20 protein-coding genes and 1 pseudogene are annotated in these 25,482 nt (G+C 71.2%); 8 read left to right on the top strand and 13 right to left on the bottom strand.

Annotated elements, in window-relative coordinates:
• Positions 1 to 32: 32 nt before the first annotated feature.
• Positions 33 to 698 carry an O-methyltransferase gene (locus tag PV679_RS03150; protein ID WP_319678652.1) on the bottom strand — a complete coding sequence of 222 codons (666 nt, stop codon included), beginning with the start codon at positions 696 to 698 and terminating at the stop codon, positions 33 to 35.
• Between the two features lie 210 nt (positions 699 to 908).
• On the opposite strand from PV679_RS03150, the gene PV679_RS03145 reads away from it, so the two are divergent.
• Positions 909 to 3,011: a bifunctional glycosyltransferase 87/phosphatase PAP2 family protein gene (locus PV679_RS03145; RefSeq protein ID WP_416069641.1), complete on the top strand. Its 2,103-nt coding sequence runs from the start codon at positions 909 to 911 to the stop codon at positions 3,009 to 3,011.
• 26 nt (positions 3,012 to 3,037) lie between these two features.
• Here PV679_RS03145 and PV679_RS03140 read toward each other — a convergent pair whose 3' ends face one another.
• From PV679_RS03140 to PV679_RS03120, 5 genes are read right to left on the bottom strand one after another with little or no spacing between them, the layout of a single operon-like run.
• Positions 3,038 to 3,916, bottom strand: a complete 879-nt coding sequence (locus tag PV679_RS03140; protein WP_319678650.1) for an ECF transporter S component — start codon at positions 3,914 to 3,916, stop codon at positions 3,038 to 3,040.
• Positions 3,913 to 5,784, bottom strand: a complete 1,872-nt coding sequence (locus PV679_RS03135) for an ABC transporter ATP-binding protein (protein WP_319678649.1) — start codon at positions 5,782 to 5,784, stop codon at positions 3,913 to 3,915. The genes PV679_RS03140 and PV679_RS03135 overlap by 4 nt, the downstream gene beginning before the upstream one ends.
• A complete protein-coding gene (locus PV679_RS03130) occupies positions 5,781 to 7,001 on the bottom strand; it encodes an energy-coupling factor transporter transmembrane protein EcfT (RefSeq protein ID WP_319678648.1) in 1,221 nt (406 codons plus the stop codon). The genes PV679_RS03135 and PV679_RS03130 overlap by 4 nt, the downstream gene beginning before the upstream one ends.
• Positions 6,998 to 7,714, bottom strand: coding sequence for an SCO2322 family protein (locus PV679_RS03125; protein WP_319678647.1), 717 nt, complete (start codon positions 7,712 to 7,714; stop codon positions 6,998 to 7,000). Before PV679_RS03125 ends, PV679_RS03130 begins: the two co-directional genes overlap by 4 nt.
• Entirely contained in the window at positions 7,711 to 9,090 is a 1,380-nt protein-coding gene (locus tag PV679_RS03120; protein ID WP_319678646.1) for a prenyltransferase/squalene oxidase repeat-containing protein, read from the bottom strand. Before PV679_RS03120 ends, PV679_RS03125 begins: the two co-directional genes overlap by 4 nt.
• Positions 9,091 to 9,410: 320 nt before the next feature.
• Here PV679_RS03120 and PV679_RS03115 point away from each other — a divergent pair.
• Both PV679_RS03115 and PV679_RS03110 read left to right on the top strand, forming a co-directional pair.
• Positions 9,411 to 9,557: pseudogene (locus PV679_RS03115) on the top strand (SAM-dependent methyltransferase); the annotation flags it as partial.
• A 258-nt stretch (positions 9,558 to 9,815) separates the two neighbouring features.
• The gene (locus PV679_RS03110) at positions 9,816 to 12,242 is read left to right on the top strand and encodes an endonuclease/exonuclease/phosphatase family protein (RefSeq protein ID WP_319678645.1); all 2,427 of its coding nucleotides are present in this window, start codon (positions 9,816 to 9,818) and stop codon (positions 12,240 to 12,242) included.
• Positions 12,243 to 12,393: 151 nt separating this feature from the next.
• Here the strand turns inward: PV679_RS03110 and PV679_RS03105 are convergent, their stop codons facing one another.
• Positions 12,394 to 13,221, bottom strand: coding sequence for a class I SAM-dependent methyltransferase (locus PV679_RS03105; protein ID WP_319678644.1), 828 nt, complete (start codon positions 13,219 to 13,221; stop codon positions 12,394 to 12,396).
• Between the two features lie 255 nt (positions 13,222 to 13,476).
• Between PV679_RS03105 and PV679_RS03100 the strand changes: the two genes are divergently transcribed.
• Positions 13,477 to 14,070 (top strand): flavodoxin family protein, encoded by a 594-nt coding sequence (locus PV679_RS03100; RefSeq protein ID WP_319678643.1) that lies wholly within the window; start codon positions 13,477 to 13,479, stop codon positions 14,068 to 14,070.
• 238 nt (positions 14,071 to 14,308) lie between these two features.
• The gene (locus PV679_RS03095; protein ID WP_319678642.1) at positions 14,309 to 15,835 is read left to right on the top strand and encodes a GMC family oxidoreductase; all 1,527 of its coding nucleotides are present in this window, start codon (positions 14,309 to 14,311) and stop codon (positions 15,833 to 15,835) included.
• Positions 15,836 to 15,867: 32 nt separating this feature from the next.
• Here PV679_RS03095 and PV679_RS03090 read toward each other — a convergent pair whose 3' ends face one another.
• Positions 15,868 to 16,494, bottom strand: coding sequence for a TetR family transcriptional regulator (locus tag PV679_RS03090; RefSeq protein ID WP_319678641.1), 627 nt, complete (start codon positions 16,492 to 16,494; stop codon positions 15,868 to 15,870).
• Positions 16,495 to 16,791: 297 nt separating this feature from the next.
• On the opposite strand from PV679_RS03090, the gene PV679_RS03085 reads away from it, so the two are divergent.
• From PV679_RS03085 to PV679_RS03075, 3 genes are all read left to right on the top strand, one after another.
• Positions 16,792 to 18,132, top strand: coding sequence for a glycosyltransferase family 4 protein (locus PV679_RS03085; protein WP_319678640.1), 1,341 nt, complete (start codon positions 16,792 to 16,794; stop codon positions 18,130 to 18,132).
• Between the two features lie 109 nt (positions 18,133 to 18,241).
• Positions 18,242 to 18,976, top strand: coding sequence for a class I SAM-dependent methyltransferase (locus PV679_RS03080; RefSeq protein WP_319678639.1), 735 nt, complete (start codon positions 18,242 to 18,244; stop codon positions 18,974 to 18,976).
• Positions 18,973 to 20,061 (top strand): prenyltransferase/squalene oxidase repeat-containing protein, encoded by a 1,089-nt coding sequence (locus tag PV679_RS03075; RefSeq protein WP_319678638.1) that lies wholly within the window; start codon positions 18,973 to 18,975, stop codon positions 20,059 to 20,061. The genes PV679_RS03080 and PV679_RS03075 overlap by 4 nt, the downstream gene beginning before the upstream one ends.
• Before the next feature lie 26 nt (positions 20,062 to 20,087).
• Here the strand turns inward: PV679_RS03075 and PV679_RS03070 are convergent, their stop codons facing one another.
• The 5 genes from PV679_RS03070 to PV679_RS03050 form a co-directional block, all read right to left on the bottom strand.
• Positions 20,088 to 20,381, bottom strand: coding sequence for a hypothetical protein (locus tag PV679_RS03070; protein ID WP_319678637.1), 294 nt, complete (start codon positions 20,379 to 20,381; stop codon positions 20,088 to 20,090).
• Positions 20,382 to 20,555: 174 nt separating this feature from the next.
• The gene (locus tag PV679_RS03065) at positions 20,556 to 21,392 is read right to left on the bottom strand and encodes a DUF5336 domain-containing protein (protein WP_319678636.1); all 837 of its coding nucleotides are present in this window, start codon (positions 21,390 to 21,392) and stop codon (positions 20,556 to 20,558) included.
• 193 nt (positions 21,393 to 21,585) lie between these two features.
• A complete protein-coding gene (locus PV679_RS03060; protein WP_319678635.1) occupies positions 21,586 to 22,527 on the bottom strand; it encodes an N-acetylmuramoyl-L-alanine amidase in 942 nt (313 codons plus the stop codon).
• 94 nt (positions 22,528 to 22,621) lie between these two features.
• Complete coding sequence (locus PV679_RS03055; protein WP_319678747.1) at positions 22,622 to 23,209, bottom strand: class I SAM-dependent methyltransferase; 588 nt, start codon at positions 23,207 to 23,209, stop codon at positions 22,622 to 22,624.
• 240 nt (positions 23,210 to 23,449) lie between these two features.
• Entirely contained in the window at positions 23,450 to 25,228 is a 1,779-nt protein-coding gene (locus PV679_RS03050) for an MFS transporter (RefSeq protein ID WP_319678634.1), read from the bottom strand.
• Between the last annotated feature and the right edge of the window lie 254 nt (positions 25,229 to 25,482).

Genomic DNA, 25,482 nt, shown 5'->3' with positions numbered 1-25,482 from the left:
CCCGCCGCCTCCGTACGCGCGCCGCGAAGCGGTCAGTTGACGCGGGCCAGCGCGAAACCGTCGTATCCCTTGCTGCCCACCGTCTGGATCGCGGTCGCGGACAGCCGCGGATCGCCGGCCATCAGCTCGATCAGGCGCCGGGTGCCCCGCACCGAAGGATCGGTGCTGTCCGCGTCGGCAACCGCGCCGTTCCGTACGACGTTGTCGCCGATGATGACGCTGCCCGGACGCGTGAGCTTCAGCGCCCACTCCAGATAATGCGGGTTGTTGGGCTTGTCGGCGTCGATGAAGACGAGATCGAATGGGCCCGTCCCGGCCGCGACGAGATCGGCGAGCGTCTCCAGCGCGGGCCCCGTCCTGACCTCGACGACCTTGTCGAGTCCGGCGCGTGCCAGATTGGCGCGGGCCACGTCCGCGTGCACGGGGTTGTACTCCAGCGAGACGAGCCTGCCGTCGTCGGGCAGCGCGCGGCCCAGCCAGATGGTGCTGTAGCCGCCGAGTGTGCCGATCTCCAGGATCGTACGAGCGCCTTGGATACGGGCCAGCAGATGCAGCAGCTTGCCTTGGTTCGGAGCGACATTGATGGCGGGCAGACCGGCCGCGTCACTGGCGGCGAGCGCCGCCGAGAGCACATCGTCGGCCGGGACGAGCTGATCGGTGAAATAGCTGTCGACAGCGTTCCACTGCTCCTGGGACATGAGGGCCTCTCGTGGACGGCAGAGTTAGTTCCCGCTGGGAACATATCCTAGTCGGCCCGCTGTGACGGAGAAGCGCGTCCGGGACATGGAAATGAGCCGGTCCGGGAGCCCGTTTCCGCCGGATGTCATGGGCATTGAGACAAAACGCGGATGACGGTCAGGCGAAGAGGGGGTTGCCTGAGTCTTCCCGAAGGGGCAGTGCGAGGCTCTATGCCCCAAGGACGGCGGTTTCGGACGGAGGGTCGGCGCGGCGTGGTGAATGCGGAGCACAGCGTGCACGGCGGTGCGGCGGCGGGTACCGCGGGAGGCGGGTTCGGCAGAGCCCGCGCGGTTCTCTGGCTCGTCGCCGCGGTGCTGGCGGTCAGACAGACAGCGGCGGTGCTCCGGCAGCCGCCCGGAGAACGGCTCACCGATCTGGAGACCTGGATCGGCGACAACGGCGTCCTGCATGTGACGGGTTCGCTGTACGACACCGGGCTGTTCACCGGTACGCCGTTCGCCGGACTGGTCCTCAAACCGCTCGCACGCTCGGCGGAGCGGAGCCTCGGCATCGCGTGGACCTTCGGGACGCTGCTGCTTGTGGTGGCTCTCGGCCTGGTGTCGGCCCGCGCGCTGCCGGGTCGTATATCGCGCCGGACCGGACTGCTGGCGGCGCCGGTCGCGATCAGTCTGCTCATGCTGTCCCTGCCGGTACGCAACAGCTTCTATCTCGGCCAGACCAGCATCATTCCCGTCCTGCTGGTGCTGCTCGGCTGCTTTGTCATACGTGGCGAACGGAGCTCCGGCCTTCTGATCGGCGTCGGCGCGGCCCTCCAGCCCGCCGTTCTTCTCTTCGCGCCGCTCCTCTGGCTGACCGGCCGCAGAAAGGCCGCCGTGAGCGTGGCCGGGACCTTCGCCGCCTGCACGGCACTGGCCTGGGCCGCCATGCCCGCGGACTCCTGGACGTACTGGGTGCACCATGTGGCGGGCGCGGGTCTCGGCGAGCGCGCGGACAGCCTCGCCAACCAGTCCCTGCACGGAGCGCTGCTCAGGATCGGCCTGGAAGGGCCTCTGGAGATCGTGCTCTTCGGCGTTCTGGCGATCACGGTGGTCGTCGTCGGCCTGCGGCGCGCGGTCCGCTACGCCGAGGACGGACAGCTTCTGCTCGCCGTCGCGCTGACCGGCTGCGTCGCGGTCGCGGTCTCACCGACGGCCTGGCAGCACCAGCTTCTCTGGGTGCTGCTGGCGCTCGTCGGCCGGGTCGGTGTCCGGGCCAGGGACCGGCTGGTGTGGCCGGCCGTCGTGGTGCTGGCGATGACGCTGCCGGGAAGGATGCTGCTGCCGAACATGACGGCGCTCCATCCTCTGCGGGAGAACGTGCCGCTGATAGCCGCGCTGGCGGCGGCCTGCGTGGTGCCGTTCCTGCCGCGTGCCTCGCCGTACTTCGACAGACCGGTCCCGACCGCCTACGCGCGGCCCGTGCCCGCGCGCTGGAGCGCCGTCCCACTGGCGCCGTTCTGGCGGCGGCAGCTCAGCCGTCCCAATCTGCTGCTCGAACTGCTTGTCATACGCGTCGGATACTCGGTCTACTCCCATATCCGGCTCGCCGCGACGGGCGGCCGCGAGGCCGCCGAGGAACACGGCCGTCAGGTCATCTCCGTGGAGCGTGCGCTCGGCATCGACATAGAGCGCTGGGCCAACCACGCGGTCGTGAACGCGAAGTGGGCCGAGGACTTCTTCAACTTCTACTACACGTCCTTCCACTTCGTGGTGCCGCTGTCGATCCTCGGTGTGCTGTACGTACGCCGTCCCGCCGACTACCGCTGGGCGCGCTCCTCGCTCGGCTTCGCCACGGTCCTCGCGCTGATCGGCTTCTGGTTCTATCCGCTCGCTCCGCCACGGCTGATGCCGGGCCTCGACTTCATCGACACCGTGCACGGCCCGCAGGACCTCGCCAACCCGGACTACGGCGCGATGACGGCGGTCACCAACCAGTACGCGGCGATGCCCTCACTGCACTTCGGATGGTCGCTCTGGTGCGGTGTGGTGATCCTGGTCCTGGCACCGAAGCCGTGGATGAAACTGCTCGGTCTGCTGCACCCGCTCTTCACGGTGAGCGCGATCGTCGCCACGGCCAATCACTGGGTGCTGGACGCGGTGGGCGGCGCGACGGTGGTCGGCACGGGCTTCGCGCTGACGTATGTACTCGCGGGCCCGCGCAAGCTGCTGCCGCCGCCGCGCGTGAAGTCCGATCCGTTCCCGAAGGGCGGTCGGGCGGACGGCGAAGGCGGTCCGGCCGTCCCGGCCGGAGGAGTGGCGGGCGAGTCCGGATAGCGCGCGCGGCGCCGTCCGGCCGCCGCTCAGCTTTCCCGGTCGCCCGGCGGGCCCTCGAACGTGGCCGCCGCCTCGAACGCGGCCCGGCGCGTGGCCCGGCGCAGCGCCTTGAGCAGCGTGGCACCGATGGTGAGAGTCAGTACGACCGTGAGCACGGCCCGTCCCAGGTCCCAGCCGAACGAGGTCGCCGCGCAGTACGCGAGGAAGCGGACCAGGTTCTCGTGGACCGGATCGCCGGGCCGGAAGGAGACGCCGGACGAGAGCCCGCCGATATACGTCCAGCCCTGCAGATTCATGACGGTGCCGTACGCGAACGCCGCGCAGGCGCCGTACAGCGCGAGCATCAGCAGCTCAACCCGGCCGCGCAGCCGGTCCGGACCCGGCAGCAGTCCCGCGCCCATCGTGAACCAGCCCATCGCCAGCATCTGGAACGGCATCCATGGACCGACACCGCCGGTCAGCAGCGCGGACGCGAACATCGTGACCGAGCCGAGCACAAAACCGAATCCCGGACCGAGCACCCGGCCGCTCAGCACCATCAGAAAGAACATCGGCTCCAGCCCCGCCGTGCCCGCTCCCAGCGGGCGCAGCGCCGCTCCGACGGCGGCCAGCACTCCCAGCATCGCGACCGCCTTGGCATCGAGCCCGGAGTCGGCGATCGTCGCGACGACAACGGCCACAAGCAGCGGGAGCAGCACGGCGAAGAGCCACGGCGCGTCCCGCGAGTGCGCGAGTCCGGACGCGGAGTCGGCCAGCAGCGGCCAGCCGAAGGCGACCACGCCGATCGCGCTGATCAGAGCGAGAGCGACGACGGAGCGCGGCCCGAGCCGCACGGCGCGCGCCCGCGCGAGTCCGGCGGACGCGTCCTCCGGACCGCCGGTGATCTCCTTACCGCAGGCGGTCATCCGGGACCACCGGCCGCCGGGCCGCGCTCTTTCCGGCTCTCCGGTGCGCCGTCGCTCCGTATTCCTTCGGTCCCGGACGCCAGCGCCGCTCGTACCTGAGTCACCGTCAGCCATTCCTGAGGTGCCAGGATCTTCGCCACCTGCGGTGCGAAGGCCGGAGACGAGACCACCACGTGAGGCGTCGGGCCGTCCGCCACGATCTCGCCGTCGGCCAGGATCACCACTCGGTGTGCCAGCTCCGCGGCCAGTTCGACATCGTGCGTCGCCAGGACGATCGCGTGGCCCTCGGCCGCCAGCGCCCGCAGCACACCGACAAGACGCGCCTTCGCCGCGTAGTCCAGGCCGCGTGTCGGCTCGTCCAGAAGCAGCAGCGGCGGCCGGCCGGTCAGTACGACGGCGAGAGCCAGCACCAGCCGCTGTCCCTCGGACAGATCGCGTGGATGTGTCGTGTCCGGCACATCCGGCAGCAGCTCGCCGACGAGCCTGTGGCAGGTGCCGGGCGGCGCGTCCGCGTCGCCGTCCGCCGCCGCGCACTCGGCCGCGACCGTGTCGGCGTACAGCAGATCGCGCGGCTCCTGCGGTACGAGACCGACCTCGCGTATCAGCTCGCGCGGCTGTGTCCGGTGCGGAGTGCGGCCGCCGACCAGGACCGAGCCGGAGGCCGGTTCGACCATGCCCACCAAGGTGTTGAGCAGCGTGGACTTGCCCGCGCCGTTACGTCCCATCAGCGCGACGGTCTCGCCGGGCGTGATCGTGAGCGAGACCCGGCGCAGCGCCTCGGTCCGCTCGCGCCGTACGGCGAGATCCCTGACGACGGCGAGCGGTTCGGCGCGCTCCGCGGCGACGGCCGAGGTTTCGCCGACCGCGGCCGCGTCGGTCTCCTCAGGAGGAATACGCTCCGGCACCGCGCGGCGGCGCAGAAACGCGGCGAACGCGCCACGCGCGGCCCGCCGGTTCCGTTCCGTACCCGTACCCGGGCCCGTGTCCGCGCTCTTCGCGACCGCCACCGGCGGTGGTCCGGTCGGCCCGGCCGCGATCGGCGCGGGTTCCGTCCCGGCCAGCCGCTGTCTCAGACCCGCCGCGCCGCGCCGCGCGTCCCGCACGGACAGTGGCAGAGGCTTCCAGCCGGCGAGCCGGCCCAGCGCCACCACCGGCGGATACACCGGCGACACCGCCATGATCCGCTCCGGGTCGCCGACGACCGGTGTCTGACCGGGGCCCGGCAGCAGGATGACCTGGTCCGCGTACTGCACCACCCGCTCAAGCCGGTGCTCCGCCAGCAGGACGGTGGTCCCGAGGTCGTGCACCAGCCGTTGCAGTACCGCGAGCACCTCCTCGGCCGCCGCCGGATCCAGCGCCGAGGTCGGTTCGTCGAGCACCAGCACCGCGGGATGCGGCGTCAGTACGGAACCGATCGCGACCCGCTGCCGCTGGCCGCCGGAGAGCGTGGCGATCGGCCGGTCGCGCAGCTCGGCCAGGCCCAGCAGATCGAGCGTCTCCTCGACCCTGCGCCGCATCACATCGGGAGCGAGTCCCAGCGACTCCATGCCGTACGCCAGCTCGTCCTCCACGGTGTCGGTCACGAAATGCGCCAGCGGATCCTGGCCCACCGTGCCGACGAGATCGGCGAGTTCACGCGGTTTGTGCGTGCGGGTGTCGCGGCCGCCGACGGTGACACGACCGCGCAGCGTGCCGCCCGTGAAGTGCGGGACAAGGCCGGACACCGTCCCGAGCAAGGTCGACTTGCCGACTCCGGACGGGCCGACGAGCAGCACCAGTTCGCCTTCCGGCACGGTGAGATCGACGCCGCTGATCGCGGCCGTCCTGGCATCGCCGTACACCACCGACACCTGCTCGAAACGGATCACGGAGTCGTCTCCTTCCACGCGGCGGCCGTGGCCCGGGAATCCTTCGCCGGAGACCCGGACCCGTGCTTCGGTACGGGCGCGACGAACGCCGGCAGCAGGCCGATCAGCGCGCCGGCCGCCGGCCACAGCGGCAGCGCCGGCGCCACCAGCGGGACGACGCCCGGGTGCAGAGCCTCCGGATCGGCGGCGCCCGCCCGGATCATCAGCGCCGCCACGGCCGCGCCGGAACCGGCGACCAGCCAGGCGCGCGATCCCCAGCGGTCCGGGCGGTAGCGGGTACGGACGGAGCGCCGTCCGCCGAGCCAAAGCCCCGCCAGCGCGGCGGCGGCGCCGGCACCGAGCAGCGGCAGTCCGTATCCGGCGCCTCGCGCGGCGAGCAGCGCGTACGAACCGGCGCACACGCCCAGCAGCCCGCCGAGTGTGAGCGCGGTGGTGGTGTGCCGTACGACGGCCGGGACGTGGGCCGTGCGGCCGTATCCCCGGGCGTCCATCGAGGCCGCGACCGCGACCGACCGTTCCAGCGCGCCTTCCAGGACCGGCAGTCCGATCTGGAGAACCGCCCGGACACCGCCGGCCGGTCTGCCGCGCAGCCTCCGGGCGGTGCGCAGCCGCACCACGTCGGCGACCATGTTCGGCGCGAAGGTCATCGCCACGACGACGGCGACCCCCGCCTCGTACAGCGCGCCGGGCAGCGACTTGAGCAGCCGCGCCGGATTGGCCAGCGCGTTCGCCGCGCCGACGCAGCTCAGCAGCGCGGCCAGTTTCGCGCCGTCGTAGAGCGCGAAGACCAGTTGCTCGGCCGTCACCCGGCCGCCGAGGCGGATGCCCCGCACCCAGTCGGGCAGCGGCACTTCGGGCAGGGTCAGCACGGTGTGCGCGCCGGGCACCGGCGAGCCGAGGAGGACCGAGAACAGCAGCCGGACGGCGATGACGGCCAGGCCGAGTCTGACGAAGGCGCCGTACGAGCGGGCCCACGGCGCGTCGGTACGGCGGGCCGCCACCACATAGCCCGCGACCCCGACCAGCAGCCCGAGGAGCAGCGGATTGGTCGTGCGGGACGCGGCGACGGCCAGCCCGAGCGCCCACAGCCACCACGCGCCCGCGTGCAGGGCGTTGCCACGGTCGGCCTCGGGCGGACGCAGCGCGGAGAGCGCACGGCGGAGCGGAGTGCGGCGGCTTGCGGTGCGGCTCGTCGCGTACGGCGCGAGGCGGCTCATCGGCGCCGGCGGCGGGCCTGCCAGAACCCGGCGGCGCCCAGCAGGACCACGGCAGCGCCTCCGGCGAGCAGACCGACGGACGGCCCGCCGCCGTCCTGTGCTCCCGCGCTCCCCGCTGTGCTGGCGCCCTCGCCGGGACGCGCGGCCTCGGAAGGCTTCCGCGCGGGCGCCGACGACGCCTTTCCGTCGGACACCTGCTCACCGCAGCCCGACTCCGGATAACCGGCGATGGCGCAGAGCAGAGCGTCGCTGTTGTAGCGGAGCGGCTTGGCGACCGCCGCGAGGGCTTCCGCCGCGGTCGCGTCCTCGCCGACCAGCGCGCACTTCGCCCGCAGAGCGGGCGGTGTCCGGCCGTCCGCCGCGTCGGCGGACGTACCCGGGTCGACGACGACCGCGATCCGTTTGCCGCCGTCCTTCGCCGGTGTGTCGCCGCAGACCGCGTCGAAGCCGGGCGCTCTGCGAGGCTGGGCCGCCGCTCCGTTGTCCGCGCTCAGCGAGAAGCGAAAGCCGTTGACATCACCGTCGGCGGGCCGCGCCGTCGCCGGGCCCTGGGTGGCGTAGGTCCACTTCCCGCCGTCGCTCTCCCAGAACGACCAGTACCGGTAGCCGGCCGCCCGAGCCGTCCCGGCGCCGAGCACGAGGGCGAGGCAGGCGGAGACAAGTACAAGGCAGACAAGCGGAGGCAGCGGGACGCTGAGCCGATGGCGGATCACCGGTGCTGCGTCTTCCCGCGACCGCTGATCAGGAAGCCGGCCGCGACACAGATGACCAGAGCGATTCCCGCGAGCCACAGGACAGTGAGCCCACTGCCGGAGCCCGCGCCGCTCGCGTGGACGGCCGACGCACTGGCGGACGCCACGGACTTCGGGGCCGGTCCGGTCTCGTTCAGCCGCTGCACAAGATCGATACCGCCGAAGTTGCGCGGATCCGTGCCCGTCGCATGGGCGGCGAAGATCAACTGGGCGTAGGCGGCGGGCCCGTTCTCCTGGGCCCAGGCGCCGGAGTTCGCCTTCAGCCACTCCAGTGCGCCGGTCGCCTGGTTTCCGTATCCGGTGGCCATCAGAGCGACGATCGCGTCCGCGGTGTTCCCGGGATCGGGCACCGGAGCGCTGTCGGCCGCGCCGGGCATCGGCGGCTGGTCGAGATGTCCGGTCTTCGCGAGCGCCGCCGCCAGATAGGCGGCGCCGTTGCGCGCCGCCCGTTCCGGCGCGAGGTCCCTCATCGGCACGCAGGACGGCGCCGGGCCCGTGTCCACCGGGCCGGTCACCATGCGTTTGCCGACGCCGGCGAGGACGGCCGCCGCGGTGGCGTCCGCGTTGGCGGTCAACCGGCCGGACGTGTCCGGCTGATACGCGAAGGCTCCGGCGTCGTCCGAGCCGGCCGCCTCACCGTCCGCCGCACCCGGTGTCCCGGCGTCGCACGGGATCGAGAGACTCACCAGTGCGTCGTACGCGTTCTTCCCCGTGGCCGACCTCATCGAGCTGGGCCGTACTCCCGCGACCGTCAACGCGCCCGTCACGAGGGAGGTCGAGTTCGCGTCGCTGGGAGTGCCGGGAGTGTAGCCCCAGCCACCGTCCTGGTTCTGTACGGACCTCAGCCACTCGATCGCCCTGTCCATGGGCACGCGTTGACCACCGAGCGTGGAGAGCGCCTGCACGGCGGCAGCGGTGGAATTGGAGTCGACCGTCGTCAGCGCGTCGCACGCCGTGGCGGGATCGGCGCGGTACGCCGGAAAGGCGCCGTTGGCGCACTGCTGGCCCTTCAGCCAGGCCACGGCCTGGTCGGCGGGCCGCACACCGCCCGTGAACTGCCCGAGCAGCGCGAGCGATTGCCGCCACACGCCGTCGTAGGCCGGGTCCGTCTCGCCGTACAGCCCCGGCGGGATCACGACGGGCGCGGGCGTGGCGCTGGCCTCCGGCGTGGCGGTGGCCTCCGGCGCGGCAGGCGAAGGTGACGGGGTGGAGGAGGCGGACCGGGAAGGTGCGGCGGCGGGAGGCACATCGCCTCCCGCGACTGCGGCCGGAGCGACAGCCACGCAGAGCACGGCGGATGCGGCGAGCGCCGCTGCGCAGCGGCGGACGGTGGTCATGGCGGGCTGTGCCTCTCCTGCGGGAGCCGGGCGCCGGCACACTCAGGCACCAGACTCCGGCCCCGTAAAACTCGACGATGCCGGCCACCGGCGGTTTCCGATGGCACGAGCCGCTCACGACCGCGTACGGAACAGTCCGGTCCGCCGCCGGTGACGGCGGCTCACAGCTGTGGGCCTGCGCCGGTTTTGCACCGGCTTCTCACCGTACGGGCGTGATGACGACTCGCCCACTCTACCGACCCGTGGTCACCGGTCCCGTAGGCCCCGTCCGGAGCCGGAATTCCGGTGCGGGCGTCTCCGGCGTCTGCCATTCTCGCCGCATGCCCAGGTTCGAGGATCTTGTCGCCGAAGGCGCAGCCGTTCCTGTGGAGGGCTGGGACTTCTCCTGGTTCACCGGCCGTGCGACCGAGCAGCGTCCGTCCTGGGGATACGCGACATTGCTCGCGGGCCGGATGGCGGAGGCCGAGGACACTCGGCGGTCCTCCGGTCCGGCTCGACGGCACTCTCTTCCGCCAACCAGGTTAAATCCGGCGAACAGCGGGGAAACACTTGCCTCTTGAGTGGGGAAGCCTCTTGTTGGCGCGGTATCTACGCGCGTATCTTGAGCCGACTTCCGGCCCTCTCGCACCTCTCCTGCACGGCACGTCCACATGATTCACGCGAGGACACGCGAGGGAACCCGCGAGAGATTCACGCGAGATATCACGCGACAGAAAGAGTTCACCGTGCCTCCATCGATACCCTCGGCCCTGCGCGGCCGGCGGGCCAGGTTCCTGGCCCTGACGATCCCTGTCGGCCTGGCCGGATCGCTTCTCGCGCTCCCGATCAACGCTCAGGCCGCGTCTCCGGACGCGGTCATCGCGGAGGTCTACGGCGGCGGCGGAAACTCCGGTGCCACGCTCACCAACGACTTCATCGAGCTCGGCAACTCCGGCGACGGTGCGTTCGACCTCACCGGCTGGTCCGTGCAGTACCTCAGCGGGTCGCCCTCCTCCGGCTCCAAGTGGCAGGTCACCGAGATCAGCGGCGCCATCCCGGCGGGTGGCAGCTATCTCGTCGAGGAGTCCAAGGGCGCGGGCGGCACCACCGCACTGCCCACGCCGGACGCCGCCGGCACCATCCCGATGTCGGCGACCAGCGGCACCGTCGCACTGGTCCACTCCACGACTCCGCTGACCTGCCTCACCGCCGCCGACTGCGCGGCCGACCCCGGTATCAAGGACCTGGTCGGCTTCGGCACCGCCGTGGTCCGGGAGACCGCGCCCGCCACCGGCGCCGGCAACACCACCTCGGTCAGCAGGAACGCCGCACTCGGCGACACGGACGACAACTCCGCCGACCTCGCCGCGACCGCGCCGGCTCCGCGTAACAGCGCCGGCGGCGGTGGCGACGAGCCGTCGCCCACACCTTCGCCCACCGACACCACCCCGGGCGAGCTGCGCATCCACGACATCCAGGGCAGTACGCGGCTCTCGCCGAAGTCCGGCGCGACGGTCGCCAATGTGCCCGGAGTGGTGACCGGAGTCCGCTCCACCGGCTCCTCGCGCGGCTTCTGGTTCCAGGACTCCGAGCCCGACAAGGACCCGGCCACCAGCGAGGGCGTCTTCGTCTTCACCGGCTCGGCCACGCCGCAGGTACGGGCCGGCGACTCGGTCCTGGTCTCCGGCAAGGTCAGCGAGTACTACCCGGGCGGCGCGAGCGCCGGCGGACAGTCCGTCACCGAACTGACCGGCCCGACGACCATCGTGCTGTCCTCCGGCAACCGGATCCCGGCCGCCGAGCTGATCGGCGCCAAGACGCTCCCCGAGACATACGCTCCGGACGCGGACGGCGGCACCATCGAGCCGCTGCCACTGCGGACCGGCAAGTACGCCCTGGACTGGCTGGAGTCCCGCGAGGGCATGCTGGTGCGCGTCGGCGACAGCCGGGTGGTGGGCGCGTCCAACGAGTACGGCGAGACCTTTGTCACCACCAAGCCCCGGCAGAACCCGACCCCTCGCGGCGGCACCCTCTACGGCTCCTACGCCGATGTGAACTCGGGCCGTCTGCTGGTCACCTCACTCACCGGCGGCGCGCCCGTCGCCAACGTCGGTGACACACTCACCGGCTCGACCTCCGGCCCGCTGGACTACGCCAACTACGGCGGCTACAGCCTCCAGGCGACCACGATCGGCACGGTCAGGTCCGGCGGTCTCAAGCCGGAAGTCACCAAGAAGGCCAAGTCCAACGAGCTTTCCGTGGCCACGTACAACGTCGAGAACCTCGACCCGACCGACCCGCAGTCCAAGTTCGACCGGCTGGCCGTCGGCATCGTCAAGAACCTCGCGACGCCGGACATCGTGAGCCTGGAGGAGATCCAGGACAGCAACGGCGCCAAGGACGACGGTACGGTCACCGCCGACCAGACGCTCGCGCAGTTCACCGCCGCCATCAAGGCCGCCGGCGGTCCCTCGTACGAGTGGCGTTCCGTCGACCCGCAGGACAAGACCGACGGCGGCGAACCGGGCGGCAACATCCGCAACGTCTTTCTCTTCAACCCGAAGCGCGTCGGCTTCGTGGACCACGCGGGCGGCGACGCCACCACCGCGGTCGAGGTCGTCAGCAAGGGCAAGCACGGCAAGGACATCACGCTGTCCGTCTCGCCGGGCCGTATCAACCCGACCTCCGACGCCTGGCAGAACAGCCGCAAGCCGCTGGTCGGCGAATTCACCTTCCGTGGCGAGCAGTACTTCGTCATCGGCAACCACTTCAACTCCAAGGGCGGTGACCAGCCGCTGTACGGCCGGTTCCAGCCGCCGACCCTCAGCTCGGAGGTCCAGCGCCTGGCCCAGGCCAAGGAGGTCAACACCTTTGTCTCCGGCCTGCTCGCCAAGGACAAGAAGGCCAAGGTCGTCGTCCTCGGTGACCTGAACGACTTCCCGTTCTCCCCGCCCGTCGACGCACTCACCAAGGGCAGGGTCCTCACCGACCTGATGAGCACGCTGCCGAAGAACGAGCGCTACAGCTACGTCTACGACGGCAACTCGCAGACCCTGGACCACATCCTCGTCAGCCCGGCGCTCAAGAAGCCCGGCTACGACGTCGTCCACATCAACGCCGAGTTCGCCGACAAGGCGAGCGACCACGATCCCCAGGTGGCCCGCCTCCGCTGACCCCGGCCCGGCATGTGGCGTGTACGTACTCCGGACAGGAGCGCGTACACGCCACACGCGCGTCGAGGAAGCGCCGGGCCGGCCGCGATCACGACTCACGGTCCATGCGCTCGGCGAAGGTCACACCGTGCCGGCCAGTCGCGGTGTGCCGCTACCGGAGGCCGCTTTCCGGCCGGTGGCCCACCGCCAGCAGATGCGAACTGGCCGCCAGCAACTCCGGATACGGCTCCGCCATCCGCGCCGCGGCGAGCGCCGACTCGAACAGGCTCGACCCGACGACGGACTCGCCGGTGTGCTGCTCGGCGGCCTTCAGCATCCCCCACGCAGGGCCCTCGATCCCGTACACCGTCGTGTCGCCGAAGCCCGTCTCGCGCATCTCGGAGGCCAGTTCCTCGGCGCGGTGGAAGTAGGCGGTGGTGAATCCTCTTCTCCCGTCGTGGACGCTTGTGGCGAGGATCCTTCCGACGGCGCTTTGGAGCCGTTCGGTGTGCAGACGCGCGAAGGCGGTCTGCTCGAAGAGTGACGAATAGCGGTTGATCGCCGCCGCCGCTACGAGGCCACCGGGCCGTACGACGCGGTACGCCTCGGCCAGGGCCTGGTCACGCTCCTTCCGGCTGAGCAGGTGGTAGAGCGGGCCGAGGACCAGCACGACGTCATACGAATCGTCCTCGGCGCTCAGCGCTCCCGCATCGCCCAGTTCGACGGTGCAGCCGGCGGTTCGCGCCTGCTCGATGTGTTTTTCGACAGGGTCGACAAGATGGACCGTGTATCCGTCCTCGACCAGCCACCGGGCGTGCGTTCCGGGGCCGCCACCGACATCGAGGACACGCGCGGGAGCCGCTGGCAGAAACCGCCGGAGGAGTTCCCGCGTACGGATCATCTCCAGCACGCCGTCGGCCGAGCCGGTGAGCCGGTCGGCCTCCTCGATGGCGGTCGAATAGAACGCGACCACTTCCGGGGCTACCCGCTGAGGCGTCATGCGGCCATTGTGCTCCTCGCCATCGGAGGCTGTGCCGCGCTGCGACTTGGCTGATCTGGACGCCCGGGAGTCCCGCGGATCGCGTATGTCACAGCCGTGCCGGCCGGGTTCCGCTCCGACCGTGGCCGGTCACGGCCCCTACCGGGGCCCGGCCGTCCGGCACACGATCGGGCCCGCCGCGGAATAGCCGGACGCGGCCCGGGCTTGTGTATGTCGGCCGGTCGACGTGTGAGACGAGCGAGAGGTGTGCACAGCATGGGGGCAGCGGAGCAGGACGCCGAGCGGAAGTTCCTTTTCCTTCTGGCGAGTTCGCGCGGAGGCGGGAACACCGAGGAACTGGCCCGGCGCGCGGCCGACGGACTGCCCGACGGTGTGGCCCAGGAGTGGCTGCGGCTGAACGAACTGCCGCTGCCGCCGTTCGAGGACCTCCGGCACAGCGGAACCGGCCAGTATCCGGAGCCCGACGGCAACGCACGGCTGCTGCTCGACGCCACATTGGCCGCGAGTGATCTGGTGATCGCCTCGCCGCTCTACTGGTACAGCGTCTCGACGAGCGCCAAGCTCTATCTGGAGCACTGGTCCAGTTGGATGCGTGTGCCCGGTCTCGACTTCCGGTCACGGATGGCGGGCAAGACGATGTGGGCCGTGACCACGCTCGCCTCCGAGGACCGGTCGAAGGCCGACCCGCTCATCGGCACACTGCGCAACAGCGCGGAGTTCCTGGGCATGCACTGGGGAGGGACACTGGTCGGCAATGGAAGCGCGCCCGGCCAGGTCCTCAACGACAGCGCGGCGCTGGCGGACGCGGTGAACTTCTTCGCGCGGCGGCCCGCGTCCCTCGCGGTCTGACGAGGCGGCGCTTTCCCGGCGGAGCGGGACGGGCGGTCGCAAGCGGCACGGGTGTCGCGCGGGTTGCCGGCTTCCGGAGCGTGCCATGGGCCGATCCGGCGGACGGTCCCGCTCGGCCGCCGCCGGATCCGGCCGCGTCGCTTCCGCGCCTCCTCCGCGCCTCTTCCGGTCGAAGCGCGACAGGCGCGGGCGTACGGTGGTCTGTGCCGGTAAGTGCCTGAGATCTGTGAGGCCCACCGTGGGACCAACTGCGTCGAGCTACGACTACATCGTGGTGGGAGGCGGGACGGCCGGGTGTGTGCTCGCGTCACGGCTGTCCGAGAACGCGAACGTCCGGGTGCTGCTGCTGGAGGCGGGCGGCCAAGAACCCCTCAACGCGATGGCGGTGCCGGCGGCCTGGCCGACCCTGCTGGGAAGCGTGGCCGACTGGGCCGACACCAGTGTTGTGCAGGCGGCCACGGGAACGGTGATACCCGTGCCGCGTGGCCGGGCCCTGGGCGGTTCGTCCAGCATCAACGGGCTGAACTTCCTGCGCGGGCACCGTTCCAGCTATGACGTGTGGCCGGATTTCGGCGCGGCCGGATGGGGTTTTGACGACCTGCTGCCGTTCTTCCGGCGCAGCGAGACGGCGCCGGGACGCGACCCGGCGGTCCGGGGTGTGGACGGGCCGCTGACCGTGGCACCGGCGGCGGTGGCCAACCCGCTGGTGGAGGCGTGTGTCGAGGCCGCGGTGGAATCGGGGCATCGGCGGGCGACCGATATCAACGGCGGCCTGGAAACCGGATTCGGCTGGAGTGATGGCAACATCGTCGACGGTGCGCGGCAGAGCGCGGCCGACGCCTATCTCAGACCGGTCGCCGGACGGCCGAACCTCGACATCGTGACCGACGCGCGAGTGGGCCGTCTGCGGGTTTCCGGCGACCGGTGCACCGGTGTCGAGTACCGGAAGGCGGGCATGACCGTCTCGGCGAGCTGCACCGAGGAGGTCGTCCTGACGGCGGGCGCGATCGGTACGGCGCAGTTGCTGCTGCTGTCCGGGATCGGGCCGGAGGCCCAGTTGCGGCAGACGGGAGTGGAGGTCGCGCTGGATCTGCCCGGGGTGGGAAACGGTCTGCGGGACCATCCCATGTCGACCGTCACCTACAGCGCCGGACAGCCGGTTCCCGGGATCGTGGACAACCTGATGGGAGAGGCGCTCGGGCTCGTCAGGACCGATCCCGCTCTGGACATACCGGACGTGCAGATCCTCTTTGTCAGCGTGCCCTATCGCGCGCTCACGCTGCCGGGACCCGACAGTGGCTACACGATCGCGTTCTCCGCCATGAACCCACGCAGCCGGGGCTCGGTCCGCCTCGCGAGCGCGGACGCCGGAGTGCCGCCGCTGGTCGACCCGAACTATTTCGGGGACGAGGCGGACTTCGGGACGATGACCGCCGGTCTCCGGATCGCCCGGGAGATCGGCCGGGCCGCCGCGCTCAGCTCCTGGCGAGGTAAGGAGGCGCTGCCGGGACCCGGTGTCCGCGGTGCCGACGACAACACCGTGCGCGCGTATCTGCGCGAGAGCCTGCTGCCCTACTTCCACTACACCAGCACCTGCCGGATCGGCACCGACGCGACGGCCGTGGTCGACACCGACCTGCGCGTACGGGGCATCGGAGGGCTCCGGGTGGCGGACGCCTCCGTCATGCCCTCCCTCGTGTCCGCCAATACGAACGCGACGGTCTACGCCATCGCCGAGCGCGCGGCGGCCCTCATCGCGGCATAGAGCGTGCACGGCGGCCGGCCGCCGGCCAGGCGTCAGCGCGCCGGTGTCGCGGGCGTGGTCAGGTCGATCAGCCGGCAGACCGTCCCGATGTCCACCCGCACCTGGCCGGCCGACGCCCGGCCGGAGAGCCAGCCGATCAGTGCCGCGTGCCAGGTCTGTTCGATGACGCGGACGGCGGAGAGCTGCTCGGGCGTCGGGCCGTCGCCGCCGACGGCCCGGCCCATGGCGTCGAGGATGATCGCCGTCGTCTGCCGGGAGACCGTGTCCACCTCGCGGCTCGCGGACCGGTCGGCGAAGGTCAGCGCCCGCACCATCGCGTCCGCGAGCTGCGGATCGCGCTGGAGAGCGCGGAAGGCGCACATCAGCGTCTCGGCCACGCGTTCGGCCGGGTCCGCGCCGCCGGGCGGCCGTTCGCGCAGCGCGGTGTGCAGCCGCTCCAGCCGCTCCCGCGTAATGGCCAGCAGCAGATGGATCTTGGAAGGGAAGTAGCGGTAGAGCGTGCCGAGGGCGACGCCCGCCTCCTCGGCCACCTCACGCATCTGTACGGCGTCGAAACCGCCGCGGCCCGCCAGTTCGGCGGTGGCGGTCAGGATGCGGCGGCGCCGCGCCTGCTGGCGTTCCGTCAGCGGGGTGGAGGCCGGTTCGGCTTCCGCTGCCATATGTCCCACTCCATGCCCTTCGCCCGACGCACCCCGGGAGGGCTCCGGCCTCTCCGGGGTCGAGGGGGTGCCTCCGGACCGCACAGCATGGCAGACGCGTGTCGTGGCGCGAATCACCTGAGCGAGCCCGTACAGCGACGCTACCTGCCGGTAGATTCGAAGTCCGTGAGCGATCAACCGCGGCCGATCGCAGGCGAGCGGCCCCGGCCCGCCGGTCGACAAGAACTTGTTCTAGATTGGCGTCGGCGGTTACGCTCCGGCGAAAACGCGGAGTACGCAGTGAGAAGGGGGCCGAGAGTGACCGCTGAGGCCATAGAGGCGGGCACCGGAGCGGGGTCCCGAGGCGAGGACGACCGCCCGTTGCGTATCGCTCTCCTCAGTTACAAGGGCAACCCGTTCTGCGGGGGCCAGGGCGTCTATGTCCGGCATCTCTCCCGTGAACTGGCCCGGCTCGGGCACAGTGTCGAGGTGATCGGCGCCCAGCCGTATCCCGTACTCGACGAGGGCGTGCCGCTCACCGAGCTGCCGAGCCTCGATCTCTACCGCCAGCCCGATCCGTTCCGTACGCCGAAGCGGGACGAGTTCCGCGACTGGATCGACACGCTGGAAGTCGCCACGATGTGGACGGGCGGCTTTCCCGAGCCGCTGACCTTCTCGCTCCGCGCGCGCCGCCATCTCGCCGCCCGGCGAGGCGAGTTCGATGTCATCCACGACAACCAGACACTCGGATACGGGCTCCTCGGCGAGCTGGGCGCGCCGCTGGTCACCACCATCCACCATCCCATCACCGTCGACCGGCGGCTGGATCTGGACGCCGCCGAGGACTGGCGCAGACGCGCCTCCGTGCGCCGCTGGTACGGCTTCACCCGCATGCAGCGGCGCGTGGCGCGCCGGCTGCCGTCCGTCCTCACAGTCTCCGGCTCGTCGAAGCAGGAGATAACCGACCAGCTCGGCGTGCCGGCGGAGCGTATCGACGTGGTGCACATCGGCGCCGACACCGAGCGGTTCGCGCCGGATCCGGCCGTGCCGGAGATTCCCGGACGGATCGTCACGACCTCCAGCGCCGATGTCCCGCTCAAGGGCCTCGTCCATCTCCTGGAGGCTCTCGCCAAGCTCCGTACCGAGCACCCCGCCGCGCATCTCGTCGTCGTCGGCAAGCGCGCTGAGGAAGGCCCTGTCGCACAGGCCATGGAGCGGTACGGGCTCGAAGACGCGGTCCGGTTCGTCAAGGGCATCTCCGACGAGGAGCTGGTGGATCTGGTGCGCGGCGCGCAGATCGCCTGTGTGCCGTCGCTGTACGAGGGCTTCTCGCTGCCCGCCGCCGAGGCCATGGCCACCGGCACACCTCTGGTCGCCACCACCGGCGGCGCGATTCCCGAGGTCGCGGGCGCCGACGGCGAGACCTGTCTGGCCGTGCCGCCGGGCGACGCCGGCGCGCTGGCCGCCGCACTCGGACGACTGCTCGACGACGCGGAGCTGCGGGCCCGGCTCGGCGCGGCGGGCCGGGAGCGGGTGCTGTCGCGCTTCACCTGGGCCAGAGCCGCGCAGGGCACCGCCGAGCTGTACCGCGCGGCCGTCGCTCAGCGGGCCGGTGCCCGGCGTGGCCGCACCATCGCGGTCCATGGCGGCGCTCGCTGATGCCGCGTCCGCAGCCGCCGTTCCCGCGCGCCGCCGCAACTCGCCGGGTGCGCGCCCGAGTTCGTCTCCGTTCCCGCGCCCACTTCCTCGACCGCGAAAGCAGGACCCTGTGCTGACCGTGGACTTCACCCGCTTCCCGCTCGCCGCGGGCGACCGCGTGCTCGATCTGGGATGCGGCGCGGGCCGCCACGCCTTCGAGTGCTACCGGCGCGGCGCTCAGGTCGTGGCCCTCGACCGGAACGGCGAGGAGATCCGCGAGGTGGCCAAGTGGTTCGCCGCGATGAAGGAGGCCGGAGAAGCGCCGCACGGCGCCACCGCCACCGCCATGGAGGGCGACGCGCTGCGGCTGCCGTTTCCCGACGAGTCCTTCGACGTCGTGATCATCTCCGAGGTCATGGAGCACATCCCGGACGACAAGGGAGTGCTGGCGGAGATGGTCCGGGTGCTCAGGCCGGGCGGCCGGATCGCCGTCACCGTGCCTCGTTACGGTCCCGAGAAGGTGTGCTGGGCGCTCTCCGACGCCTACCACGAGGTGGAGGGTGGCCATATCCGCATCTACAAGGCCGACGAACTGCTCGGCAGGATGCGCGAGGCCGGACTCAAGCCGTACGGCACCCATCACGCGCACGCCCTGCACGCGCCGTACTGGTGGCTCAAGTGTGCCTTCGGAGTCGACAACGACAAGGCGCTGCCCGTCCGCGCGTACCACAAGCTGCTGGTGTGGGACATCATGAAGAAGCCGCGCGCCACCCGGATCACCGAACAGCTCCTCAACCCCGTCGTGGGCAAGAGCTTCGTGGCCTACGCGACCAAGCCCCACCTGCCCGCGACGGCCGCCAAGTGACCTTGCCCGGCCGCGGCCCCGAAGCCACGGAACATCTCGTCCTGCCCGGAGTCCTCACCGCCGGGCAGGCCGTCGAGACCGTCGCGGGCCTGCTCGCCGTACAGCGACCGGACGGTGCGATTCCGTGGTTCCGAGGACACCATCTCGACCCCTGGGACCATACGGAGGCGGCCATGGCGCTGGACGCCTCGGGCGAACACGAGGCGGCGGCCCGTGCGTACGAGTGGCTGGCCCGGCATCAGAACGAGGACGGATCCTGGTACGCCGGCTACGCCGACCTCGACGGAGAAACGGTCCTTCCCAGTGACCGCGGGCGCGAGACCAACTTCTGCGCGTATGTCGCCGTCGGCATCTGGCACCACTATCTGGCCACCGGCGACGACGCGTTCCTGGACCGGATGTGGCCCGTCGTGCACGCGGCGATCGAGTTCGTCCTGGTGCTCCAGCAGCCCGGCGGACAGATCGGCTGGAAGCGCGAGGCCGACGGCACACCGGTCGGCGACGCTCTGCTGACCGGGTGTTCGTCGATGTACCAGGCGCTGCGCTGCGCGCTCGCGATCGCCGAGGCACGCGAAGAGCCGCAGCCCGACTGGGAGTTGGCGGCCGGTGCGCTCGGGCACGCGATACGCGGCCATCCGGAGCGGTTCCTCGACAAGAGCCGCTACTCAATGGACTGGTACTACCCGGTGCTCGGCGGAGCGGTGACCGGAGCGCAGGCGAAGGAGCGGATCGAGACGGACTGGGACCGCTTCGTCGTGCCGGGCCTCGGAGTGCGCTGTGTGGTGCCGAATCCGTGGGTGACGGGCGGCGAGAGCTGTGAACTCGCGCTGACGCTCTGGGTGATGGGAGAGTCGGACCGGGCGCTGGAGATCCTCCAGTCCATCCAGCACCTGCGTGCCGACGGCGGAATGTACTGGACGGGTTACGTCTTCGAGGGCAACCGGGCCGTCTGGCCTGAGGAACTCACCACCTGGACCGCGGGTTCGCTGCTGCTGGCGGTGGCCGCTCTGGGAGGAGACGAGGCGACCACCGCCGTGTTCAGCGGCGAACGTCTGCCGCGTGTGCTGGAGCCCGACTGCTGCTGAGTTCCCGACCGGTCCACGCGGGCCGGTCAGATACGGCGCAGCCGGTTCGCCAGCCCATGGCCGACGAGCAGATAGACGACGGCGGCGAGGCCGTAGCCGCAGACCACGCGGGCCCATGCCTCGTCGAAGGTGAACAAGTCGTAGGACCAGCCGGCGAGCCAGCGGGCCGCGTCCTGGATGAAGTTGACCAGGTCGTTGGCGCGGTTGGCGTCCAGCAGGTACATCAGAATCCAGAGGCCCAGTATGAAGGCCATGATGTCCGCGATGACGATGATGATCGTCGCCGCGGAGCCACTTCCACTGCGATGACGTGAGGACATGCCGAACGTGTTGCCGGTTGTGCCCGGGTGAAACCGTCCGGGCGCGGCCGGGTTCCGGACGCGGGACGGCGCCTGCCGTTCGCGCGTTCTCTGACAGCACGCCAGATGAGCCGACACGGCCGCGGCCCTCGCCGGGAGGGCGAGGGCCGCGGTCCGTGGTGCTGAGGCGCGAGGTCAGCCGCGCTGGATGCCGGAGGTGTCCTGGAGGACACCGCGGCGGCCGTCCTGAGTCTGGGCCACCAGGCCGGGTCCGCGCTGCTCGACCGCGAGGTACCAGGTGCCGGGCGCCAGCTCGGCGATCGGCGACGGCGATCCGTCCTCGCCGTAGAGCGGACGGGCCACCGGCACGGCGAACCAGAACGGCGCGAAGTCGGCCGCCGGAGCGGCGCCCTGCTGCGGCTGACCGCCCGCCGACGGCCGGCCCGGCTGGGACTGGCCCTGCTGCCCGCCGAAGGAGCCGGGCTGGGCACCGTACGGCTGGGGCTGGCCCGGCTGTGTGCCGTACGGCTGCTGGCCGCCCGGGTAGCCGTAACCCTGTCCGGGCCCGCCCGGCTGTCCGGCGTACGGAGCCGGAGCCGCCGGCCTCGGCGTGCCGAGGAGAGGAGCCTTCAGAGGCGGCAGGAGCGGCGTCGCGACGGCGGCGGCCGCGAGGATCAGAGCGGCGATGAAGCCGAGGATCAGACCGCTGCCCGCGTCGAGGCCGTCCAGGCCGATCAGGGACCAGAGCGCGGTCCAGGCCGCGAAGACCGCCAGCGCGATACCGAACTGCCCGAGGTCGAGTCCCGCGATCTTGCGCGGCTGCGGCAGTGCGCGGGAGGCGACGATCAGTGCCGCGGCGATGACCCCGGCCAGGTGGATGCTCATCACGGTGCCCAGTGAGTCCCATGCGTTCGGGGCGTTCTCGGACCCGAAGGCACTGGACTCGTACAGATTGAGGAACGAGGCGATGAACAGCAACACCGCTGCTCCGATCACCACGCCGTCGCCTCGTGTGAGGGAGCGGATGTTCACGTGAAAAGTCCTTCGTCAGTTGTCTCGTCGGGGCGGTCGTCGCGGTCGCCGGTGCGGCGGTGCGCGGTGCGAAGCTCGGGGGCGGCTCCCTATCGTACGGATGAATGTATCGTCTGCCCGGTCGGGGCGTCTGCCGGGTATCAGGCCCGGTTCCGGCCTGTTACGAGGCGGCTGAACGGCCGGGTCCGCCCGGTCACTTCGCCAGAAACGCGCCGATGCCGTCCGCCAGACCCCGGGCCGCTTTCTGCCGCCATTTCGCGCTGGTGAGCAGAGCGGCGTCCTTCGAGTCGCGCATATTGCCGCATTCGACGAAGACCTTGGGCACGGTGGAGAGATTCAGGCCGCCGAGATCCTCGCGTACATCCAGCCCGGTGCCGCCGCCGAGGTAATTGGACGGCGCGCTGCCGGTGGCCCGCGCGAAACTGTCCACGACGCGTTCGCCCAGCTTCCGCGACGGGCCCACGATCGCCGTGGTGTCCGCGCCGCCGCCCTTGACCAGCGCGGGCAGGATCACATGGAAGCCGCGATTGCCGGCCGCGGAGCCGTCGGCGTGGACGGAGACGACGGCATCGGCCTTCGCCCGGTTGCCGATCCTGGCGCGCTCGTCGACACAGGGACCGAACGGGCGGTCGTTGTCATGCGTGAACGTGACCGTCGCGCCCTGTTTCTGGAGCAGTGTCCGCAGCCGGTGGGAGACATCGAGGGTGAAGCGGGCCTCCGCGTAGCCGCCGTTGGTCGCGGTGCCGGTGGTGTCGCATTCCTTGCTGCCCGTCCCGATGCGCACGGGCTTGTTGATCTCGGCGGTGTGATCGCGGTTGCGCGGATTGTGGCCCGGGTCGATGACCACGACCTTGCCCGCGAGCGGGCGGGCGGCGGGTGCGGCGGATTCGGTGGCGGCACGCGAACCGGTCGGTCCGGTGCCGCCGGGAGCGACATCGCCGACGCCCGGGGCCGCCGCCGCGGAGGTGCCGGTGGCCGCCGTCGCGGCGGCCGGACCTCCGCTTCCGGGACCGCTCGCTCCCTGCCAGACGAGCCATCCGGCCAGCGCGGTCGGCACCAGTACGGTGACCGCGACGGTGAGACTGCTCCGGCCGAAGCGGCGGCGGGCTGGGGGTTTGCTCTCGTCGTACGACACACAGCGATGCTATGGCCTGCGTGGCCGATCTCCGTGGACGACGGAGCGGCGTCCGGCGCCGGCCGGCACGGCACGGTCGGCCGGGACCGGCCGGTCAGATTCCCGGGGCCGTACGGCGCAGCACGCGCAGCGAGTCGGTCGCCGAGATCTCGGTGAAGGCGCCGGACGCGAGGGCTCGCAGACAGACGCGGTACGGAGCCTGGCCGCCGTGCGCCGGATCGGGAAAGACATCGTGGATGACGAGCAGCCCGCCCTCGGCGAGATGCGGCGCCCAGCCCTCGTAGTCGCCGTTGGCGTGCTCGTCGGTGTGGCCGCCGTCGATGAAGACCAGGCCGACCTGGCGGCCCCAGACCTGAGCCACCTGCGGCGACCGGCCGACGACCGCGATCACCTGGTCTTCGAGACCGGCCCGGTGAAGCGTGCGGCGGAAGGCCGGGAGCGTGTCCATCACACCGGTCTCCGGGTCGACCACGGTCGGGTCGTGGTACTCCCAGCCGGGCTGCTGCTCCTCGCTGCCGCGGTGGTGATCGACGGTGACGGCGACCGTCCCGGCCTCCTTGGCGGCGGCGGCGAGCAGCAGAGTGGAGCGCCCGCAGTAGGTGCCGATCTCCACAAGCGGCAGGCCGAGCGCGCCGGCGCCGACCGCCGCCGCGTACAGCGCCAGCCCTTCATGGACGGGCATGAATCCCTTGGCCGCCTCGAAGGCGGCGAGAATCCCGGCCGGCGGCTCCGGCGGCTCGGATGCCTGGACGGCGGGTGCCTGGGGTTCGGTCCCGACGGCCAACGCACTCTCCTCCCGCTGGTACGCGGTGTGGCCGCCCATGCTGCCGTACACCGACGGGAGCGAAGGCGCCGGGGTGTGGCCGAGGGCCGGAAGGACCACCGGAGCGGGCCCTGCGGGTCCGCTCCGGTGGTCCCTGGATCAGGACGGGACCACTGCCCGGCGCTCCGGAGCGCTCAGGGCCAGGACCAGATCGACATCGACCGGACGGCCGCCGCCGGGATACACCGCCGGGCACGCGTGCGGCGCGTAACCGGTGGCCGAGCCGGCCAGGACATAGTCACCGTCGGACGGCGGGAGCAGCGTGTAGCGGCCGTCCTCGTCGGCGACGGTCAGGCCGGCCTGCCGTCCCCGGCGGTCGATCAGCGTGATGTTCGCCCGCGGGACCGGCATGCCCTCGGCGTCCAGCACGCGTCCCCGGAAGCCGCCGGATCCGGCGACCAGCGTCGGATGCTGCCTGGTCTCGCCGGCCGGGGACTTGGCGGCCGCCGTCCTCGACGCCCGCTGCGACGGCAGGAACGACGCCAGCACCAGACCGCCGATCACCGCGCCGGTGGCGATGACGAACGAGATACGGAAGCCGCTCATCGTCGGTACCGCCATCCCGCCGGACTGGACCGAGGTGTGCGCCAGCACCATGCCGATGACGGCGCTCGACACCGAGGTACCGATGGAGCGCATCAGCGTGTTCAGACCGTTGGCCGCGCCCGTCTCCGACGGGTCGACGGCGCCGATGATCAGCGCGGGAAGCGAGGAGTACGCGAGGCCGATGCCCGCGCCCACGACCACCGAGATGATGATGGTCTGCCAGGCCGCGCTCATCAGGCCGAGGCCCGCTCCGTAACCGATGCCGATGATCAGCATGCCGAGCATCAGGGAGACCTTGGGGCCGTGCTTGGCCGAGATACGGGCGTAGAGCGGCGCGGTGAACATCATCGTCAGGCCGAGCGGTGCCACGCACAGACCCGCCACCACCATCGACTGGCCCAGGCCGTATCCGGTGGAGGCCGGGAGCTGGAGAAGCTGGGGCAGCACGAGGGAGATCGCGTAGAAGGCGACACCGACCATGATCGACGTGAGGTTGGTGAGCAGCACCTCACGCCGGGCGCTGGTGCGCAGATCGACCAGCGGCGCGGAGCTCCTCAGCTCCATCACGCCCCACAGCAGCAGGATGGCCACCGCCAGGCCGAAGAGTCCGAGAGTGGTGGACGAGCCCCAGCCCCAGTCGCTGCCCTTGGTGATCGGCAGCAGCAGGGCCACGAGTCCGGCGGAGAGACCGAGCGCGCCGAGCCAGTCGAACCGGCCCGGGGCGCGTACCGAGGACTCGGGTACGAAGAAGACGGTGAGCAGCATCGACAGCACACCGAGACCGGCGGCGCCGAAGAAGAGCGCGTGCCAGTCGGCGTTCTGCGCGACCAGGGCCGCCGCGGGCAGCGCGAGACCGCCGCCCACACCGATGGAGGAGCTCATGAGCGCCATGGCCGAGCCGAGCCGCTCGCGCGGCAGCTCGTCGCGCATGATGCCGATGCCGAGCGGTATGGCGCCCATGGCGAAGCCCTGGAGCGACCTGCCGACGATCATGATGACCAGATCGTCGGTGAATCCGCAGATCAGCGAGCCGATCACCATGACGGCGAGGCTCGCGAGCAGCATCCGCCGCTTGCCGAAGAGGTCGCCGAGCCGTCCCATGATCGGTGTGGAGACCGCACCGGCGAGCAGTGTCGCCGTCATCACCCAGGTGGCGTTGGCGGGCTCCGTGTGGAGCAGTGTGGGCAGATCCTTGATGACGGGTACGAGCAGGGTCTGCATCACCGCGACGGTGATGCCCGCGAAGGCGAGGACGGGGACGACACCGCCGGTGCCCCGTTCCCGTGAGTCCGGGCGAGTCCCGGCGTGTTGAGCGGTCGTCGTCTGCGGCATTCGTGCGGCCTCCGGGCGGCAAAAGGTGTTATGGGAATGAGATGCGGGCGGGCGCGCGGGCCCTGGCCGGACAGCGTTGTCCGTGAAGTCGGCGCGGGGATTCCATGAAGTCGGTGCACCATGAAACCTTCACTGGCGGCGCGATATTCCGACGAACGTGTTACGAACAGCACCTGAAGCCCGCGAAGCGGTTGTGCTGACGGTGCGTCAGGCGTGCATGGCGGGGGCGCTCGTGGGGCGCGAAACCGGCCGTG

Source organism: Streptomyces sp. AK02-01A (assembly GCF_033795305.1).
Lineage (GTDB): Bacteria > Actinomycetota > Actinomycetes > Streptomycetales > Streptomycetaceae > Streptomyces.
Note: the sequence above shows the minus strand (reverse complement) of the source record. Positions and strands in the feature narration are given on the sequence as shown.

Coding starts and splice junctions, on each gene's coding strand:
- PV679_RS03150 (WP_319678652.1), bottom strand. CDS start 698: ATGTCCCAGGAGCAGTGGAACGCTGTCGACAGCTATTTCACCGATCAG.
- PV679_RS03145 (WP_416069641.1), top strand. CDS start 909: ATGCCCCAAGGACGGCGGTTTCGGACGGAGGGTCGGCGCGGCGTGGTG.
- PV679_RS03140 (WP_319678650.1), bottom strand. CDS start 3,916: ATGACCGCCTGCGGTAAGGAGATCACCGGCGGTCCGGAGGACGCGTCC.
- PV679_RS03130 (WP_319678648.1), bottom strand. CDS start 7,001: ATGAGCCGCCTCGCGCCGTACGCGACGAGCCGCACCGCAAGCCGCCGC.
- PV679_RS03120 (WP_319678646.1), bottom strand. CDS start 9,090: ATGACCACCGTCCGCCGCTGCGCAGCGGCGCTCGCCGCATCCGCCGTG.
- PV679_RS03105 (WP_319678644.1), bottom strand. CDS start 13,221: ATGACGCCTCAGCGGGTAGCCCCGGAAGTGGTCGCGTTCTATTCGACC.
- PV679_RS03100 (WP_319678643.1), top strand. CDS start 13,477: ATGGGGGCAGCGGAGCAGGACGCCGAGCGGAAGTTCCTTTTCCTTCTG.
- PV679_RS03090 (WP_319678641.1), bottom strand. CDS start 16,494: ATGGCAGCGGAAGCCGAACCGGCCTCCACCCCGCTGACGGAACGCCAG.
- PV679_RS03070 (WP_319678637.1), bottom strand. CDS start 20,381: ATGTCCTCACGTCATCGCAGTGGAAGTGGCTCCGCGGCGACGATCATC.
- PV679_RS03055 (WP_319678747.1), bottom strand. CDS start 23,209: ATGCCCGTCCATGAAGGGCTGGCGCTGTACGCGGCGGCGGTCGGCGCC.
- PV679_RS03050 (WP_319678634.1), bottom strand. CDS start 25,228: ATGCCGCAGACGACGACCGCTCAACACGCCGGGACTCGCCCGGACTCA.